The sequence below is a fragment of the Paracidovorax cattleyae genome (genome assembly GCF_900104515.1).
GTDB classification, from domain to species: Bacteria; Pseudomonadota; Gammaproteobacteria; order Burkholderiales; family Burkholderiaceae_C; genus Paracidovorax; species Paracidovorax cattleyae.
The window spans coordinates 118,149-134,874 of sequence record NZ_FNJL01000009.1; the positions used below are offsets into that span (position 1 = coordinate 118,149).

Below are 16,726 nucleotides of genomic sequence, written 5' to 3' on the forward strand. Positions count from 1 at the left end.
CGCCGCTGAAGGCCATCCCGCCTGCCGCATATCGATAGCCGGTTTCCTTCGTTGGCGAACGGTGCGCCGGATGCCTAACGTACGGGTCGCTCTTGCCAAAGGCCCCCCATGACCCAGACCTCTCTCTCCATCGACTTCTCCGGCAGCGACATCGCCAGCCGCCGCGCCGCCGCCGTGGCGGCCTTCATCGCCACCGCGCGCCGCCTGGTGCCCGACCCCGAAGCCGCCACGCCCGACCAGTTGCGCGCCGTGGCCGCGGCGCTCGAGCAGCTCGGGCTGCAGCGCGAACTGTTCCCTGCCGCGCATTTCCCGGTGTCGGAGGACAATCCTGCCCAGGTGTACCGCCTCAGCGAAGAGCCGGGCGGGCGCCACGCGCTCTACGTATCGGCCGGCCTGCCGGGCAAGGCCCAGCCGCCGCACGACCACACCACCTGGGCGATCATCGCCGGCATCTCCGGCAACGAGCGCAACGTGTTCTACCGCCGCGCCACTACGGCCGACCCGGCGCGCGACGCGCTCGCGGCGGAGAAGACCGTGGACGTGGTCCCGGGCGTCTCGGTGCAGCTCTCGCCCACCGACGTGCACACCATCGAACTCGTGGGCGGCGAGCCCGGCCTGCACCTGCACTTCTACGGCCGCGCGCTGGACCGCATGCCCGGCCGCGTGGTGTTCGAGACCCGCGAGGGCGGCACCTACCGCACCTTCGGCCCCCCGAAATCCATCCGCCATGCGCTCGTCACCCCTCAGGCGCTCAAGGCCGCGCTGCACGACGGCGAAGAGATCGCCGTGCTCGACGTGCGCGAGACCGGCGTGTTCACGCACCGCCACATCCTGTTCGCGGCCTCCGCACCGGCGTGGCGGCTGGAGCTGCTGATCGACCGGCTGGTGCCACGCCGCGGCACGCGCACCGTGCTGGTGGACGGAGACGAAACGCTGGCCCACGAGGCCGCCGCCAAGCTGGTGCGCCTGGGCTGGCGCAACGTCTCCGTGCTGGCAGGCGGCACCGATGGCTGGGCCGCCGCGGGCTATGAAATCTTCAGCGGCACCAACGTGCCCAGCAAGGCCTTCGGCGAAGTCATCGAACATGAGAAACACACGCCCTGGATCGACGCGAGCGAGCTGCACGAGCGCATCGCGCGCGGCGACGACATCGTGGTGGTGGACAGCCGCACGCCCGAGGAGTTCGCGGCTTTCAGCCTGCCCTTCGCGCACAGCGTGCCGGGTGCGGAACTGGTCTATCGCATCGGCGAGCTGGCGCCCGACCCCGAGACCTTCGTGGTGGTGAACTGCGCAGGCCGCACGCGCAGCATCGTCGGCGCGCAGACACTGATCGATGCCGGCATTCCCAACCGCGTGGCCTCGCTGCGCAACGGCACCATGGACTGGCTGCTCACCGGCCGCACGCTCGCGCACGGCCGCGCCACGCCGCTGCCAGAGCCCTCGCCAGACACCCTTGCGGTCGCTCGCGAGCGCGCGGCCGCCGTGGCGCAGCGTGCCGGGGTGCAGCGCATCGATGCTGCCGGCCTGGCGCGCCTGGAGGCCCAGGCCCATGAGCGCACGCTCTACCGCTTCGACGTGCGCACGCGCGAGGAATACGAGGCCGGCCACCTGGAAGACTGGCGCTGGGCCCCCGGTGGCCAACTGGTGCAGGCCACCGACGAGTACGCCGGTACGCGCGGCGCGCGCATCGTGCTGGCCGACTGGGACGGCGTGCGTGCCCTCACCACCGGCGCCTGGCTCGCGCAACTGGGCGGCCACGAAGTATTCGTGTTCGCTCCGCCGGCCTTGTCCACGCTGGAAACCGGCCCCGAACCGGTGCGCGTGCCTGCATCCCATGCCCCTGTGCCGCTGGTGTCGCCGCAGCAGGCCCAGGCATTGCTTGAGCAGGGCCGTGCCGCCGTCTTCGACGTGGACCGGCGCGCCGCCTTCGAGCGCCAGCACATCGCCGGCGCGCGCTTCGCCGTGCCCGACCGTCTCGCGGCCTTCGTGGCCGACCTGCCTGATGGCGAAGTGGTGCTGCTCACCTCGCCCGACGGCCTGCTGCCCCGCACCGTGGCGCCCGAGCTGGCCGCGCGCACTGGCTGCGACGTGCGCGCCATCGCCGGCGGCACCGCGGCCTGGGCTGCTGCCGGCCTGCCGGTGGAAGCGGGCGATGCCGGCGTGCTCACCGGCGACGACGACCACTGGTACAGCCCGTATGCGCACCGCGACCTGCAACGGCGGGACGCGGGCTTCCGTGAATACCTGGACTGGGAACTGGGCCTGGTCGCTCAGCTGGAGCGGGAAGGACAGACGGGTATCCGGCTCCTGGGAGCGACTGCGTAGCCCGCGCCTGACGGGCTGCCCGATCGATCGCCGCGCAGTGGCCGCAGGATCACAGCGGAATCACTGCGCGGCCCGCAGGAACCACCGCCTCGCCTGCGCCACCGCCTCCGGGTGGCGCTGCCTGCGGGGATGCACGAGGTAATACCCCGCATCGGTGCGGAGCTTGTCCGGGAACGGCTGCACCAGCCGCCCCGCGGCCAGGTCCTGCGCCACGAATTGCTCCTGCACCAGGGCCAGGCCCTGGCCCATCAGCGCGGCGTCGATCGCCAGCGTCGTCTGGTTGAACCGGATCGCCTGCGCCGTGTTCGCGGGCAACAAGTTGCCGGGCGCACACCGCTCGAAATACTCCTCCCAGGACGACTGCCCGTCGTGCAGCAGCGTGGTGCGGCCAGAATCCGCCCAATGTGCCTGTGCCTGCGGGCTTCCCACGGCCACGAGGCACTCCTCGAACAGCAGGTCGGCCTGCAGCCCCGGGCCGAACGGCGGGCGGCCGTACCGCACGGCCAGGTCGATCGCCTCCGTCTGGAAGTGCGAGATCCGCTCGGTCGCCAGCACGCGCAGTTCCGTCGCCGGATGGGCGTGCGTGTACGCCCCCAGCCGCGGCATGAGCCACTTGGTGGCGAAGGTCGGCGTCACGCTCACCGTCAGGTGCCCCGGCTCGGGCCGCAGGCCCCGGGTGGCCTCCGCGAGCAGGTCGAACGCACGGCGCACGCCGACCACGTAGCGCTGCCCGTTGGCCGTCAGCACCAGCGTGCGCGGATGCCGCTCGAACAGCTTCATGCCCAGCTCGGTTTCCAGCGCGCGGATCTGCTGCGCCACCGCGCCCTGCGTCACCCCCAGTTCCTGCCCGGCCAGCCGGAAGTTGAGATGGCGGCTCGCCACCTCGAAGGCGCGCAGGGCATTGAGCGAGGGAAGGCGGTCCAGGGGGGGTATCATGGGTGTAGATTTTCTACTGGATCGAAGCAGCCTGCCTGCCGCAATCTCCTGCCCTGAAAGTGCCGCGCGATTCCACAATCAGCGGACTCCCCCTTGGGGCATGCAAGAACGGTCATGGCGATGACGGAGATGGTGATGGCAGTAGAAAAAAAGGTGGCACTGGTCACCGCGGGCGGGTCCGGTATCGGAGCCGCAGCGGCACGCCGGCTGGCGGCGGACGGCTTCCACGTCGGCATCCTCTCGTCGTCCGGCAAGGGCGAAGCACTGGCCGAGGAACTCGGCGGCGTGGGTGTGACCGGATCGAACCAGTCGATTAAAGACCTCGGCATCCTGGTGGAGCGCGCGGAGCAACAGTGGGGCCGCATCGACGTGCTGGTCAACAGCGCGGGCCATGGTCCCCGGGCCCCGCTGCTGGAACTCTCCGACGAGCACTGGCTGCAGGGCATGGACACCTACCTGCTGAACGTGGTGCGGCCCACACGGCTCGTGGTGCCGCTCATGCAACGGCAGGGCCGGGGCGGCGCGATCATCAACATCTCCTCCGCCTGGGCGCTGGAGCCCAGCGCACTGTTCCCGGCCTCGTCCGTCATGCGCGCGGGCCTCGCCTCGTTCACCCGCATCTTCGTGGACAGCTTTTCGCGCGACAACATCCGCATGAACAATGTCCTGCCGGGCTGGATCGACAGCCTGCCCGAATGGGAAGAGCGCCGCGCGGCGATCCCGCTGGGCCGGTATGGCCGGGTGGAGGAGGTGGCGGCGACGGTGGCGTTCCTGGCGTCGGCGGGGGCGGGCTACATCACCGGGCAGAGTTTGCGGGTGGATGGAGGGGTGACGCGCGCGGGGTGAGGGGGGGAAGGGGTGATCATCGCGATGCCGCGGGTCCACGGCGGGTCGCCATGCCGCCGCGTGCTGCTATCGGCCCCTCTCCATGGCTACGAGCAGCGCTATCGCCGCTGCTGCCAGCCCCGCCGACAACACTGGCAGCCACGACAATGCCAGGCCTGCGCCCAGCATCTCTGCCCCCAGCCAGGCCGCGCCCGCGTTGCCGAGGTTGAATGCCGCGATGTTGAGTGTCGAGCCCAACGCCGGTGCCCCGGCAGCCTCGCCGAGCACGCGGCTCTGCAGCCCGGGCGCGGTTGCGAACGCGGCCATGCCCCATGGCACCATGCAGGTCATGACCCATGCCTGTACCTTCAGCCCGAAGTGCAGCGCCAGTTCCACCGCGACCAGCGCCGCGAGGAAGACGAACATCGAGCGCACGGGCCACCGATCGGCCGCCCAGCCGCCCAGCAGATTGCCCACGGTGAGGCCCAGGCCGAACAACAGCAGCAGGCCGTTGACCTCCGTGGCCGTGAAGCCGCTCTCCGCCTGCAGCAGCGGCGACAGGAAGGTCAGCGTCGTGAAGATGCCGCCAAAGCCGAGCGCGGTGAGGCCCAGTGCACCAAGCAGTCGCGGGCGGCGCAGGAGCGCCCAGCCGCTGGACCCGCCCTCCGGCGACGGCAGGCGCAGCCCGCGCGGCACCAGCACCAGCAGCGCCCCCAGCGCGAGCAGCCCCAGTCCGCTCACCACCCAGAACGTCGCGCGCCAGCCGGCGTGCTGACCAATCCACGCACCTGCCGGCACGCCGAGCACATTGGCCAGCGTGAGTCCGCTGAACATCAGTGCAATCGCGGCCGAGCGCCGCTGCGGCGGTACCAGCGCGGTAGCCACCATCGCGCCCAATCCGAAGAAGGCGCCGTGCGTCAGCGACGCGACAATGCGGCCGGCCATCAGCCAGCCGTAGCTGGGTGCGGCGGCGCACATCACATTGCCTGCGATGAACAGCAGCATCAGGCCCGACAGCGCCTTGTACGGTATGGCCCTCGCCGTCAGCGCGGCCAGTGGCGGTGCACCGATGACGACGCCCAGTGCGTAGCCGGTGACGAGCAGGCCGGCCTGCGGCAGGCTGGTGCCCGTGTCGGCCGCGACTGATGGCAGCAGTCCGACGATGACGAACTCGGTAGTACCGATGGCGAAGGCCGCCAACGCCAGCGCAAGCAGGGGCAGCGGGATGGAGGTGCGTGCCGGCACTTCCGGCACTTCCTTTTGCCGGATGTTCATCGGATCACCTCCTTGCCTGCGGTGCCAAGCAGCGCCTGCTAGTCGATGGCCTCGGCCATGCGCCGATAGCCGGCATCGCCGGGATGCAGGTGATCGCCGGAGTCGAGCGCCGGGTCCAGGCGTGACGGATGCGAAGGGTCGCGCAGCACGGCATCGAAATCGACGATGGCGTCGAACGCGCCCGCCGTGCGGATCCATGCGTTCAGCTTCTGCCTCAGCGCCTCTTTCTGCGGGCTGTAGTGGCCTTGCAGTGGCGTACCCTCCAATGCGTGCTCGAAAGGCGGCACGGTGGCTGCGATCACGCGCACGTCCCGTGCATGTGCCTGCTCGACCAGTTGGTGGAACGCGTCGGTCAGTGTCTCCAGCGACGCCGGTGCCTCGTCCGGCGCGAAGGGGCTGCCTGGAAAACCGATGTCGTTGGTGCCCAGGAGCACGACCACCGCGCGGACGCCCGGGTGCCGCAGTACGTCGCGCTGAAAGCGCGCGAGCGCGCTATCGCCCCAGCCGCCGCGCTGGAGCCGGTTGCCTGCAATGCCGGCATTGAGCACCGCCACGCCCCGCGGCGCCAGCCGGCGCGCAAGGTGGTCGGGCCAGCGCTGGTCGCGGCCGACGGTCGAGCCGTTGCCGTCGGTGATGGAGTCGCCGATCGCGACGACGGTCTGCGGTGCGCGATCCGCAGCGACGAGGATTTCGGCAATGAAGGCGCGCGTGGTGAAGGTCTTCGCTGGTTCGACCTCGCCACGGTCGATCGCGTTGCCGGGCAGTACCGACAGAGTGTCCTGCGCGTTCCAGTGGAAGCCTGCGACCGCCGTGGTTTCTGGAAGGTAGAGCTCCGTCTGGAGCCGATCACCCGCGCTCAGCGGAAGCGGTACCGCGTCGCTGGTCACGCGAGCCCCGGGCGCGACGGTGACGGTATCGCGGCCCTGGAAACGCACGGAAACGGCCGGCCCATTCGTTGCCCTTCGCACGGCCAGTGCGCCGACTTCCAAGGGCGTCGCACCGTACTCGTTGCTGATCACGAGCCGTACGCGGTTGCCGCCGAGGGCTGTGCGCACCGACTGCCGCAGGGTTACATCGCGGAATCTGCGCGGCATGCCGAGCGGCAGAACCCAATCCTCACCCCACAGGGGCTGCGGGCTGGAGATCCAGGTGGGTTGCCAGTGTTCGGTGCGCGCGGCCGCCGGAAGGGCCGTCGCGGCAGCGGCAACCACGGCCGACAGGAGCGCAGAGGCGATGAGCTGTTTCATGGCCCTACTTTCGCCAATTCCAGTATCGATGGGAAGATGGCAAAATGGAAGCCTGGCTATTCGAAATTGGAATGCAATGGATCGGCTGCGTGCGATGGATGCCTTCGTGAGATCGGCGGATCTGGGCACCCTTTCGGCTGCGGCGCGGTCCTTGTCGACCACGCAGCCTACGGTCAGCAAGCTGATCGCGTCGCTGGAGGCTTCGCTCGGCGTGCGGCTGCTCGAACGCGGGCCTGCGCGCGTGGTGCTTACCGAGGAGGGCCTGCGCTTCCTGGAGAGAGCGCGCCAACTGCTCGATGATTACGAGGAAGCGGTGGCCGACCTCGACGAGCGCACGCGGCAGCCGCGCGGACTGGTGCGCATTTCGGCGCCTGTGGCGCTGGGCGAACTGAAGCTCAGTCCGCTGATGCTGCTTGCGATGCAGCAGTATCCCGAGCTGCAGGTCGACCTGATGCTGGATGACCGCTTCGTCGATCCGGTGGAGGAGCGCTTTGACATCACGGTACGCATCGGCGGTACGCTGCCGCCCGACCTGGTAGCGCGTGAACTGGCCCACTGGCCGCGCTACATCGTGGCCTCTCCCGAATACGTGAAGCGGCACGGGCGGCCTCGCGCGCTGGACGAACTGGCGCGCCATTGCTTCCTGCGCTATCCGTTGTGGGCGGATGACTCGGTGACCCTGTTCGGCCCCGACGGAGCAGTGAACCTCCCGATCCACTCGCGCTACCGCATCAACCATGCGGTAGCGTTGCTGAATGCCGTGCGCGACGGCGCAGGCGTCGCGTTCCAGCCCTGCTGGATGGTCAACGACCTGATCCAGCGCAAACAACTGGTGCGGCTGTTGCCGCAGTGGACCGGGCCTGCCCAGAACGCATACATGGTGTACCCACGCCGCAGCCGCCAGCCGATGCGGGTACAGGTGATGATGGAGTTGCTCGCGCGCGAGATCCAATCGCTGTAGCCGGCTGCGGCGGCGGCATCACCGCAGCCACTGCGGCAAAGCAGCCATCATCCCCTCAGGCAGCCACCAACCTCCCTCTCACTGCCACCCGGTCAAACGCCTGTTCCAGATCCCCGATCAGATCCTCCGGATCCTCCAGCCCGACATGCAGCCGCACCACCGGCTCGCTCCCCGTCCACGCGCTGTGCTCCCGCAGCCGCTCCGGCTGGGCCACGAGCGCCAGGCTCTCGTACCCACCCCACGACGCCCCGATGCCGAAGAACCGCAGGGCATCCACGAACGCATTCGCGCCCCGCGCATCCACGCCCCCATGGCCATTCGCCCCGTTGCCGTTCGCGAACGCGAACGATACCAGCCCGCTCGCCCCGCTGAAATCCCGCTTCCACAGCGCATGCCCGGGGTCGGAGGGCAGGGCCGGATAGAACACGCGCCCGACCTGCGGCTGCTCCTGCAGCCATTCGGCCACCCGCGTGGCATGGCGCTGGTGCTGGGCCAGGCGCACGGGCAGGGTGCGCACGCCGCGCAGGGCCAGGTAGGCGTCATCGGCACCCACGGTGAGGCCCAGCGCTTCGTAGGCGGTGGCGATCCTGCCGGTGAGTTCTTCCGAGTCGGTGACGACGATGCCCTGCATCACGTCCGAGTGGCCGGCGATGTACTTGGTCGCCGCCTGGATCGAGATGTTCGCGCCCAGCCGCAGGGGCTGGCAGAACCAGCCGCCGCTCCAGGTGTTGTCCGTGGCCACGGGAATGCCGCGGGCGCGTGCCACGACGGCGATGGCGGGCAGGTCCAGCACCTCGTAGAGCAGCGAGCTGGGTGATTCGACGTAGATCAGCCGGGTGTTCGGACGGATTTTCGCGGCCAGGTCGCCCTGCAAGGGCGAGAAGTATTCGAGCGTGATGCCCAGGCGCTGCAGCAGCGTGGCGTCCACGCGCCGCACGGGCGAGTACACGCTGTCGGCCACCAGGGCATGGTCGCCGGGCGAGAGCAGGGCGACCAGCACCAGCGTGATGGCGGCCAGGCCCGAGGGCGCGAGGAAGGCGCGGTGGCCGCCTTCCAGTGCGGTGACGGCATCTTCCAGCGCGCGGTGCGTGTCCAGACCGTGGCGGCCGTACGAGGCCACGCGCTCGCCCGCGGTGCGGCGGTGGTGGTGGTCCGCATAGTCCGCGGTGCTGCCGAAGCGCACGGTGCTGGTGCGCACCACGGGCACGTTCACGGGGCCGGAGCCGCCGCGCAGCGCGGGCGCGCCGGCATGCAGCAGCCGGGTGGCGGCGCCGAGCGGCGCGGGGTGTGGGTTGCCGTGCTGGCGGAACTCCGGGCCGCTCATGCCACGGCCTCGCTGGGACGGAAGTAGGCGGCGTTGTAGTTCTTCACTTCGCCGGTGTCGGGGTCGATCGCGACGCGGCCCGTGAGGGTTTCCAGCGGCTGGCCATACAGGTGGAAATGCAGCGTGGGCTCTGTGCCCACCACGGCGATGCTGTGGATGTCGTCTGGCAGGAAGGCGATGGGCGCGCCGGGCTGCACGGTGAATTCGCGTGCCACGTGGATGCGAGCGCGGGCGGGGTCGCTGCGGTCGTCGGTGCGTTCGTAGAGGCGGTTCACTTCCTGGCCTTCCACCGCCACGATCACGGCCCAGGTGGTGTGGTTGTGCGGCGCGGTGGTCTTGCCGGGGTTGATGGAGTTCAGGTACAGCGCCAGGCCGCCGTCCCCGTCCGCGGGGTTGAGGCGGTACCGCGTGGAGGCGCCCACGCCGGCCGTCTCGGCGGGCGGCGGGAAGTCCGCGCGGCTGAACAGGTCCTTGTGCGCGGCCAGTTGCTCCAGCCGTTCGGTGATGGCCGAGAGCGCGGCGCGGTCGGGCGTGCCCTGAGCGGCGAGGCGGCGCACGTCGGCCAGGGCCGCATCGACGGCCTGGCGGCGGCGTTCGGCGGTGGAGGCGGAGGTGGGGGTGGCTGCAGTGGCAGCGGAGGTCGTGGTCATGGTGGTGGTCTCCGTAGGATGGCGTTGGCAGGTCAGAGGGCGAAGCGCAGCTGGTTGAATGCCAGCGGCGGGGTGGGGGCGGCGGGCACCTCGCGGGTGCGGGTGCCTTCGCCCAGCGCGCGTTGCAGGAACTCGCGGGTGCGGGCGCTGTGCGGCTGGCCGAAGAGCTGCGCGGCGGGGCCGTGCTCGACGATGCGGCCTGCCTCGGTGAAGTACACATGGTCGCTCACCTCTTCGGCGAAGCGCATTTCGTGCGTGACCAGCACGCAGGTCATGCCGTCCTTCACCAGGTCGCGGATCACGGTCAGCACCTCGCCCACGGTCTCGGGGTCCAGGGCGGAGGTCACCTCGTCGAACAGGATCAGCTCGGGCCGCATGGCCAGCGCCCGCGCGATCGCCACGCGCTGCTGCTGGCCGCCCGAAAGCTCGCCCGGGTAGGCGTTTTCCTTGTGCGACAGCCGCACCTTGTCGAGCAGGGCGCGCGCCTCCCGTTCGGCCGCGGCGCGGTCGCGGCCGACCACGCGGGTGGGCGCGATCACGAGGTTCTCCAGCACCGTGAGGTGGGGAAACAGGTTGTACTGCTGGAACACGAAGCCCACCCGCTTGCGCAGCGCGATCAGGTCCGCTTCCGTCCTGAGCCGGTCCACGCGCGTGCCGCCCACCACGATCTCCCCGCGCTGCGGCCGCAGCAGGCCGGTGATGCAGCGCAGGATGGTGGACTTGCCCGAGCCCGAGGGCCCGATGATGGACACCGCCTCGCCGCGGCGCACCTGCACGTCGATGCCTTTTAGCACCGCGTTGTCGCCAAAGGACAGGTGCACGTCCTGCAGGTGTACCAGGGGGGCGGCGGCCTCCTCCGCAGGGGGCTTCAGGGAGGCGAGGAAGGCGTCAGTGGCGTTCATGGCGTTTTTCCAGGGCGCGCGTGGCGCGGGCGATGGGATAGCAGTAGGCGAAGAACAGCGCCAGCAGCGTGAAATACACGAGGATGGTGAAGTCCGTGCGCGCCACCGTGTTGCTGGCGATCTGGGCCGTGTCCACCACGTCGTGCACGCCCACCAGCGAGGCCAGCGAGGTGCTCATGGTGATGCTGGCGTACAGGTTCATCCACGGCGGCAGCATGCGGCGCACGCACTGCGGCAGCATCACCAGCCGGAAGATCTGGCTGCGCCGGAAGGCGAGCGACTGCGCGGCCTCCCATTGCGCGGCGGGTATGGACTGGATCGCGCCGCGGAATATCTCCGCCACGTTGGCGCTGGTGGGCAGGGCCAGGCCCAGCACCACCTTCACCCAGTCGGGGAAGGGGAAGGTCCACTGCACCAGGTGCACCTCGAACGGGAACACATAGGTGGTGAAGTAGATGAGCACCAGGATGGGGGCGTTGCGGAACACCTGCACGTAGCAGCGCGCCGCCATGTGGACGGCATGCACGGGCGACAGCGACAGCGCGCCCACTACCAGGCCCACGGCCGTGCCCAGTGCCACCGCCAGCACGCTGATCTCGATGTTCACCCACAGGCCGCGCAGCAACGCGGGCAGCCAGTTCCACAGGTGCCCGAAAGCGCGCGGCGTGGTGCCGGTGGCATTCCACGTGGCCACCACGGCCAGCGCCGCCACGGCGCCGACCAGCCACGGGTTGCGCGCCCCGCTGCGCACCGCATTCAGCAGAGGGGCGGCGGGCACCGGCCCCAGGACGGCGTCATTGGCCATAACCGGGCATCCTCCAGCGTTCTTCGAGCCAGCGGCCCGCCAGGCTCACCAGCCAGGTCAGCAGGCCGAACCAGATCAGGATGAGCAGCAGCAGTTCCAGCACGTTGTCGCGCTGCGACCAGATCATGATCGATTCATAGGTCACGTCGCCTACGGCGATGGCCGAGGCCACGGCCGTCATTTTCACCAGGTCCACGAGGTTGTTCACCAGGGAGGGCAGGGCGAAGCGGGTGGCCAGCGGCAGCTGCACCCGCGCCAGCAACTGGCGCTGCGAAAAGCCCAGCGAGCGCGCGGCCTCCAGCGTGGTGGCGGGCACGGCCTCGATGCCGGCGCGCAGCGCCTCGGCGTGGAACGCGCCCTTGTGCAGCGAGACGACCACCACCACCCACACGAACGGCGTGAGCGGGTTCTGGCCCGCGCCCCAGTCGTGCAACTGCTGCGTGATGAGCATGTTGAGCACGAGGAAGGCACAGTACAGCTGCACCAGCGTCGGCGTGTTGCGCGTCACCTCGACGAAGGCGCGCGCGGGGCGAGCCAGCCAGGCACGCCCCGAGGCCATGCAGGCCGCCAGCACCACGCCGGCCGCCAGGCTGCAGGGAATGGTGAGCAGGGCCAGCTGCACCGTCACCCCCATGCCGCGCACGAAGGCATGGCGCTCGGTGGCGTCGAGCACGAAGGCGTAGTTCAGGCCGATGCCCCGGAGCGCGTCCACGCCGTGGGCGAGCAGGCTCGGGTCGCTCATGCCGCGGCCTCGGCGTCCGGCACGCGCGCCACCGGGGGGGCGGACGCCGGTGCGGCCTGCGGCGGGCGCAGCGCGGCCACGGCGCGGGCGATGCGGGCGGTGGCGTCCGTGAGCACCGCGTCGCTCGCCGCCGTGGAGATGCGGAAGTAGGGCGACAGGCCATAGGACGGGCCGTCCACGGCCGCCACGCCTTCCGATTCGAGCAGCCACTCGGTCAGGTCCGAGTCGGTCCGGATCACCTGGCCGTCCGGCCGCACGTGGCCGATCAGGCCCCCGCAGTGCACGAATGCGAAGAACGAGCCGCCCGGCGGCAGCAGCGACAGGCCCGGCACGGCATTGATCGCTTGCGTAACGAGTTCCGCACGGCGTGCGTAGGCGCCGCGTGCCTGGGCGGGAAACGACTGGTCGGCCGACTCCAGCGCCGCCGCCACGGCCGCCTGCGCCACCGAATTGGGGCCGGACGATGCCTGCGACTGGATCACCACCATGGCCTGCACGAGGGCGGCAGGGCCGGCGCCCCAGCCGATGCGCCAGCCCGTCATGGCATAGGTCTTGGAGGCCCCGTTCACCAGCAGCGTGCGCTCCTTCAAATCGGGGGCTGCCTGCAGCCAGTGCGCCGGCGCCTCGGGCGTGAACCAGATGTGCTCGTACAGCTCGTCCAGCAGCACCAGCACCTGCGGGTGGCGGCGCAGCACCTCCGCCAGGGCGGCGAGTTCGGCCGCGTCGTAGAGCGCACCCGAAGGGTTGCCCGGCGTGTTCAGCACCAGCCAGCGCGTGCGCGGGGTGATGGCCGCCTCCAGCACGGCCGGCGTGAGCTTGAAGCCCGCGCCGATGTCGCAGGGCACGATGACGGGCGTGCCGTCGTTCACGTGCACGATGTCCGGAAACGAGGGCCAGTAGGGCGCGGGCACGATCACCTCGCTGCCCGCGTCCAGCGTGGCGGCGAAGGCGTTGTAGATCACCTGCTTGCCGCCGTTGCTCACGATGATCTGGCCGGCGGAGTAGTCGAGCGCGTTGTCGCGCGCGTACTTGGCGCGGATGGCTTCGCGCAGCGCCGCCGTGCCGGCCGTGGGCGTGTACTTGGTTTCCCCGCGCTGCAGGGCGGCGATGGCGGCCTGCTTGATGGGTTCGGGCGTGTCGAAGTCGGGCTCGCCGGTGGTGAGGCTGATCACGTCGCGGCCCTGGGCCACCAGGGCGGCGGCGCGGGCGCTGGCGGCGGCGTTGGGCGAGAGGCGGGCGCGCTGCACGCGCTGCGAGAGCGGAAAGGCAGGAGCGGAGGTCATGGAGCAGGGATTTCGTCGAAATGCAGGCGCAGCGGCGATGCGGCGGGCGGCAGTACCTTGCCGGGATTGAGCAGGCCGAGCGGATCGAACGCGGCCTTCAGCCGCCGCATCAGGTCGAGCTCGACCGCGCTCTTGTAGCGGGGCAGCAGGTCGCGCTTGGTCTGGCCGATGCCGTGCTCCGCGCTGATCGAGCCGCCGTGGGCGTGGGCGCTGTCGTGCACCGTTTCGTGGATCGCGTCCTCCACGGCGAACACGTCGGCCGGCGAGCCGCCTGCCGGGTGCGAGACGTTGTAGTGCAGGTTGCCGTCGCCCAGGTGCCCGAAGGCCACGGGCCGCACGCCCGGAAAGCGCTCCTGCAGCGCGGCGGCCGTCGCCGCGAGGAAATCAGGGATGCGCGAGATCGGCACCGACACGTCGTGCTTGACGTTGCGGCCGTCGCGTTTCTGCGCTTCGCCCAGGGCCTCGTCGCGCAGGCGCCAGAGCGCCTCGCTCTGCGCCAGGCTCTCGGCGATGGCGGCATCAGCCACTAGGCCGTCCTCGAAGGCCTGGCCCACCACGGACTCGAAGCGTTCTCGCGCGTGTGCTTCGCCCTCGCTGTCCGACAGCTCGATCAGTGCGTACCAGGGCGCCCCGAGGTCCAGGGGAATCGGCTGCTCCGGCACATGCTGCGCGATCAGGCCCAGTGCCGTGTCCGATATCAGCTCGAATGCCGTGAGGCCGGCGCCGAAACCCGCCCGCGCCGCGCCGAGGAAGGCGACCGCATCGTGGATGCAGCCGAAGGCCAGCAGGGCGGTGTGCTGCGACTGCGGCAGCGGATAGAGCTTGAGCGTGGCGGCGGTGATGATGCCCAGCGTGCCTTCGCTGCCCACGTACAGGTCGCGCAGCGCATAGCCGGTGTTGTCCTTGCGCAGGCCGCGCAGGCCGTTCCACACCTCGCCCTCGGCCGTGACCACTTCCAGGCCCAGCACCAGCTCGCGTGCGTTGCCATAGCGCAGCACCTGCGTGCCGCCCGCGTTGGTGGCCAGGTTGCCGCCGATGGTGCAGCTGCCCTCCGAGCCCAGGCTGAGCGGGAACAAGCGGCCGGCCTCGCGCGCGGCCTGCTGCACGGCGGCCAGCACCGCGCCGGCCTCCACGGTCAGCGTGTCGTTGTCGGTATCGACGGCCCGCACGCGGTTCAGCCGCGCGAGCGAGAGCACGATGGCGCGGCCGCTGCCGTCCGGCGTGGCCGCGCCCATCAGCCCGGTGTTGCCGCCCTGCGGCACGATGGGCGTGCGGTGGCGCCGCGCCAGCCGCACCACCTGCGCCACCTGGGCCGTGTCGGCCGGGCGCACCACGGCCAGCGCGCGGCCCGTCAGGCGGCGGTGCTGGTCGGTCAGGTGGCCCTCTGCATCCGCGCCCTTGAGCACATGGGCGGCGCCCAGGGCATCGCGCAATTCCGCCAGCAGCGGAGCGGCCGTGCCGACACCTTCCCGGGCCGGGGCCGCGAGGGATGCCGCGGCGCGGCTCATGGCTTCCTCGCTTCGGTGGATGCGGCCTGCGCGGTGGCATACACCGCGAAGTCGTAGGGCGCGCGGTCGAACCGGCCCTGGAGCGCACGCTGGTGGCGCTCGGCGATCCAGGTGTCAGGCACGCCGTTCTCGCGCGCCAGCTTCAGCAGCAAACCCGAGCGGTGCCAGTCCTGCACGGCCTGGTCCACGAAGGCCTGCGTGTCGGCCTCGCCGTGGCGCGTCCACACCACGGTGGGCGACGGGATCAGCTGGTCGCGCGATCCGACCAGCGCGAAGTCTTTCCATTCGCCGCCGTTGGGACCGTTCAGGGTTTCGTACAGCGCGGGTTGCACGTGCACCGATGCGGCGCAGGTACCACCCTTGAGCGCGAGCAGCGATTCGGGAATGCCGCGCAGGCCCTTGACCACGGCACCGTGGGCTTCGGCCAGGGGTTTAGCGAAGTTGCTGCCCTGCGATACGCAGGCCACCTTGCCGCGCAGGTCTTCCCATTTCGTGATGCCGCTGGCCTTGGCCACCAGCGCCGCGCCGCCGACCAGGTCGTAGGGCGTGGGCGCGAACGACAGGATCTCGCTGCGCTCCTGCGTCCACTGGATGTTGGCGATCAGCAGGTCCACCTTGCCGCTCTGCAGGAACTGCACCCGCGTGGAAGCGGTGACCGGCACCGTCTCCAGCGGCACGCCCAGGCGCCGCGCGATGTCGGCCGCGAGCGAGGTCTGGTAGCCGCCGGTCTTGCCGGTGGCGGGATCGAGGCGGCCGAAGGGCGGACTGGCGCCGTCGATGCCCACGGCCAGTTTGCCGCGCTGCCGGACCTTGTCGAGCGTGGCGTCGGCATGCGCGGCGTTGGCGAGCGTGGCCATCGCCAGCGCGGCAGCGAGGGGGGCGAGGGATGCGAAGCGGGCGTGGCGGCGGGATGGCATGGGCAGGTATCCGGGCAAAGCGCTGCCCCGCCCCGCGCAGGCGGGACTGTGGCAGCCGGGGGCAAGGCTGGGGTGGAAAAGGCGGGGCGTTGCCGGGCTCAGTGAGCCCCGGCCTGGAACTTCGCCTGCAGTTCGGGCAGCAGCGGGTTGGCCGGCTCGATGCCGAGGCGCTTTTCGGTGGCGATCAGCCAGCCGCTGCGGTGCCAGTCCTGCACCACCTTGTCCACCGCCGCGATGGTGTCGGCCTCGCCCTTGCGGATCCATACCACGGACGGGGCGGGCAGCAGCTCGGTGGTGATCGGCGCGGCGTACTGGCTCCACTCGGCGTTGGTGCGCAGCAGCGGATGGATGAGCGTGCTGTCGTGCACGGCGGCCACGCAGTTGCCGCCCCGGAGCGCCAGCAGCGAATCGGAGGCGGTCTTGAAACCCTGCACCTGCGCGCCGTACTCGGCGGTGAGCGGCCTGGCGTAGCTGCTGCCCTGCGACAGGCACACCGGCTTTCCGCGCAGGTCTTCCCATTTCTGGATGCCGCTGTCCTTGCGCACGGCGGCCGTGCCGCCCACGCGGTAGAACGGGGTGGGCGCGTAGCCCAGGATGGCGGCGCGCTCGGGGTTCAGTTCCATCGATGCGATCAGCAGATCGACCTTGCCGGCCTGCAGGAACTGCACGCGCGTCGCCGTCTGCACCTGCACCAGGTCGGCCTCCACCCCCAGCCCCTTGGCCAGCGCCCGGGCGAGGTCGGGGTTCCAGCCCACCAGTTGCTGGCTGGCCGGGTCGATGGAGCCGAAGGGGCCGCCGTTGACCAGCACGCCGATGGAGACTTTTCCGCGCTGCCGGATTTTGTCGAGCGTGGCGTCGGCATGGGCAGTTCCTGCCATCAGGGTCAGCACGGCAGCGATGCCGGCCAGGAGCGGGGCGTGGAAGCGGGGGGCGGCGGGAGCGTGGCGCATGGCGTGGTGCATCGTTGGCAGAAGGGAGGCGGAGCGGAAAAGGCGCCCATGGGAGAGCGAACAGGTGCCGATCTTC

General features: G+C 70.6%; 15 protein-coding genes. 3 read left to right on the top strand and 12 right to left on the bottom strand.

Annotation, left to right across the window (positions count from 1 at the left end):
* The first annotated feature begins 108 nt into the window (after window positions 1–108).
* Complete coding sequence (locus BLR05_RS09360) at window positions 109–2,325, top strand: rhodanese-like domain-containing protein (RefSeq protein WP_092833978.1); 2,217 nt, start codon at window positions 109–111, stop codon at window positions 2,323–2,325.
* A 60-nt stretch (window positions 2,326–2,385) separates the two neighbouring features.
* Here the strand turns inward: BLR05_RS09360 and BLR05_RS09365 are convergent, their stop codons facing one another.
* A complete protein-coding gene (locus BLR05_RS09365; protein WP_092833980.1) occupies window positions 2,386–3,261 on the bottom strand; it encodes a LysR substrate-binding domain-containing protein in 876 nt (291 codons plus the stop codon).
* 135 nt (window positions 3,262–3,396) lie between these two features.
* Between BLR05_RS09365 and BLR05_RS09370 the strand changes: the two genes are divergently transcribed.
* Window positions 3,397–4,107, top strand: a complete 711-nt coding sequence (locus BLR05_RS09370) for an SDR family oxidoreductase (protein ID WP_092834098.1) — start codon at window positions 3,397–3,399, stop codon at window positions 4,105–4,107.
* A gap of 66 nt (window positions 4,108–4,173) precedes the next feature.
* On the opposite strand, the gene BLR05_RS09375 is transcribed toward BLR05_RS09370, so the two are convergent.
* Together BLR05_RS09375 and BLR05_RS09380 are read right to left on the bottom strand one after the other, a co-directional pair.
* Complete coding sequence (locus tag BLR05_RS09375; protein WP_092834100.1) at window positions 4,174–5,313, bottom strand: MFS transporter; 1,140 nt, start codon at window positions 5,311–5,313, stop codon at window positions 4,174–4,176.
* Between the two features lie 86 nt (window positions 5,314–5,399).
* Window positions 5,400–6,608 (bottom strand): SGNH/GDSL hydrolase family protein, encoded by a 1,209-nt coding sequence (locus tag BLR05_RS09380; protein WP_092833982.1) that lies wholly within the window; start codon window positions 6,606–6,608, stop codon window positions 5,400–5,402.
* On the opposite strand from BLR05_RS09380, the gene BLR05_RS09385 reads away from it, so the two are divergent.
* Window positions 6,607–7,569, top strand: coding sequence for a LysR family transcriptional regulator (locus tag BLR05_RS09385; RefSeq protein ID WP_244160069.1), 963 nt, complete (start codon window positions 6,607–6,609; stop codon window positions 7,567–7,569). The two genes, BLR05_RS09380 and BLR05_RS09385, sit on opposite strands and share 2 nt — an antisense overlap.
* Window positions 7,570–7,624: 55 nt before the next feature.
* Here the strand turns inward: BLR05_RS09385 and metC are convergent, their stop codons facing one another.
* The 9 genes from metC to BLR05_RS09430 form a co-directional block, all read right to left on the bottom strand.
* Entirely contained in the window at window positions 7,625–8,893 is a 1,269-nt protein-coding gene (gene metC, locus BLR05_RS09390; protein WP_092833986.1) for a cystathionine beta-lyase, read from the bottom strand.
* Window positions 8,890–9,543, bottom strand: coding sequence for a cysteine dioxygenase family protein (locus BLR05_RS09395; RefSeq protein WP_092833988.1), 654 nt, complete (start codon window positions 9,541–9,543; stop codon window positions 8,890–8,892). Before BLR05_RS09395 ends, metC begins: the two co-directional genes overlap by 4 nt.
* Window positions 9,544–9,575: 32 nt before the next feature.
* On the bottom strand, window positions 9,576–10,445 hold the full coding sequence (locus tag BLR05_RS09400) for an amino acid ABC transporter ATP-binding protein (RefSeq protein WP_092833990.1): 870 nt from the start codon (window positions 10,443–10,445) through the stop codon (window positions 9,576–9,578).
* Complete coding sequence (locus BLR05_RS09405; RefSeq protein WP_092833992.1) at window positions 10,432–11,250, bottom strand: amino acid ABC transporter permease; 819 nt, start codon at window positions 11,248–11,250, stop codon at window positions 10,432–10,434. The genes BLR05_RS09400 and BLR05_RS09405 overlap by 14 nt, the downstream gene beginning before the upstream one ends.
* Window positions 11,240–11,992, bottom strand: a complete 753-nt coding sequence (locus BLR05_RS09410) for an amino acid ABC transporter permease (RefSeq protein WP_092833994.1) — start codon at window positions 11,990–11,992, stop codon at window positions 11,240–11,242. The genes BLR05_RS09405 and BLR05_RS09410 overlap by 11 nt, the downstream gene beginning before the upstream one ends.
* A complete protein-coding gene (locus tag BLR05_RS09415; RefSeq protein WP_092833996.1) occupies window positions 11,989–13,275 on the bottom strand; it encodes an aminotransferase class I/II-fold pyridoxal phosphate-dependent enzyme in 1,287 nt (428 codons plus the stop codon). Before BLR05_RS09415 ends, BLR05_RS09410 begins: the two co-directional genes overlap by 4 nt.
* Entirely contained in the window at window positions 13,272–14,783 is a 1,512-nt protein-coding gene (locus BLR05_RS09420; protein ID WP_092833998.1) for an FAD-binding oxidoreductase, read from the bottom strand. The genes BLR05_RS09415 and BLR05_RS09420 overlap by 4 nt, the downstream gene beginning before the upstream one ends.
* Window positions 14,780–15,700 (bottom strand): transporter substrate-binding domain-containing protein, encoded by a 921-nt coding sequence (locus BLR05_RS09425; RefSeq protein WP_092834000.1) that lies wholly within the window; start codon window positions 15,698–15,700, stop codon window positions 14,780–14,782. The genes BLR05_RS09420 and BLR05_RS09425 overlap by 4 nt, the downstream gene beginning before the upstream one ends.
* 98 nt (window positions 15,701–15,798) lie before the next feature.
* A complete protein-coding gene (locus tag BLR05_RS09430; RefSeq protein WP_092834102.1) occupies window positions 15,799–16,650 on the bottom strand; it encodes a transporter substrate-binding domain-containing protein in 852 nt (283 codons plus the stop codon).
* Between the last annotated feature and the right edge of the window lie 76 nt (window positions 16,651–16,726).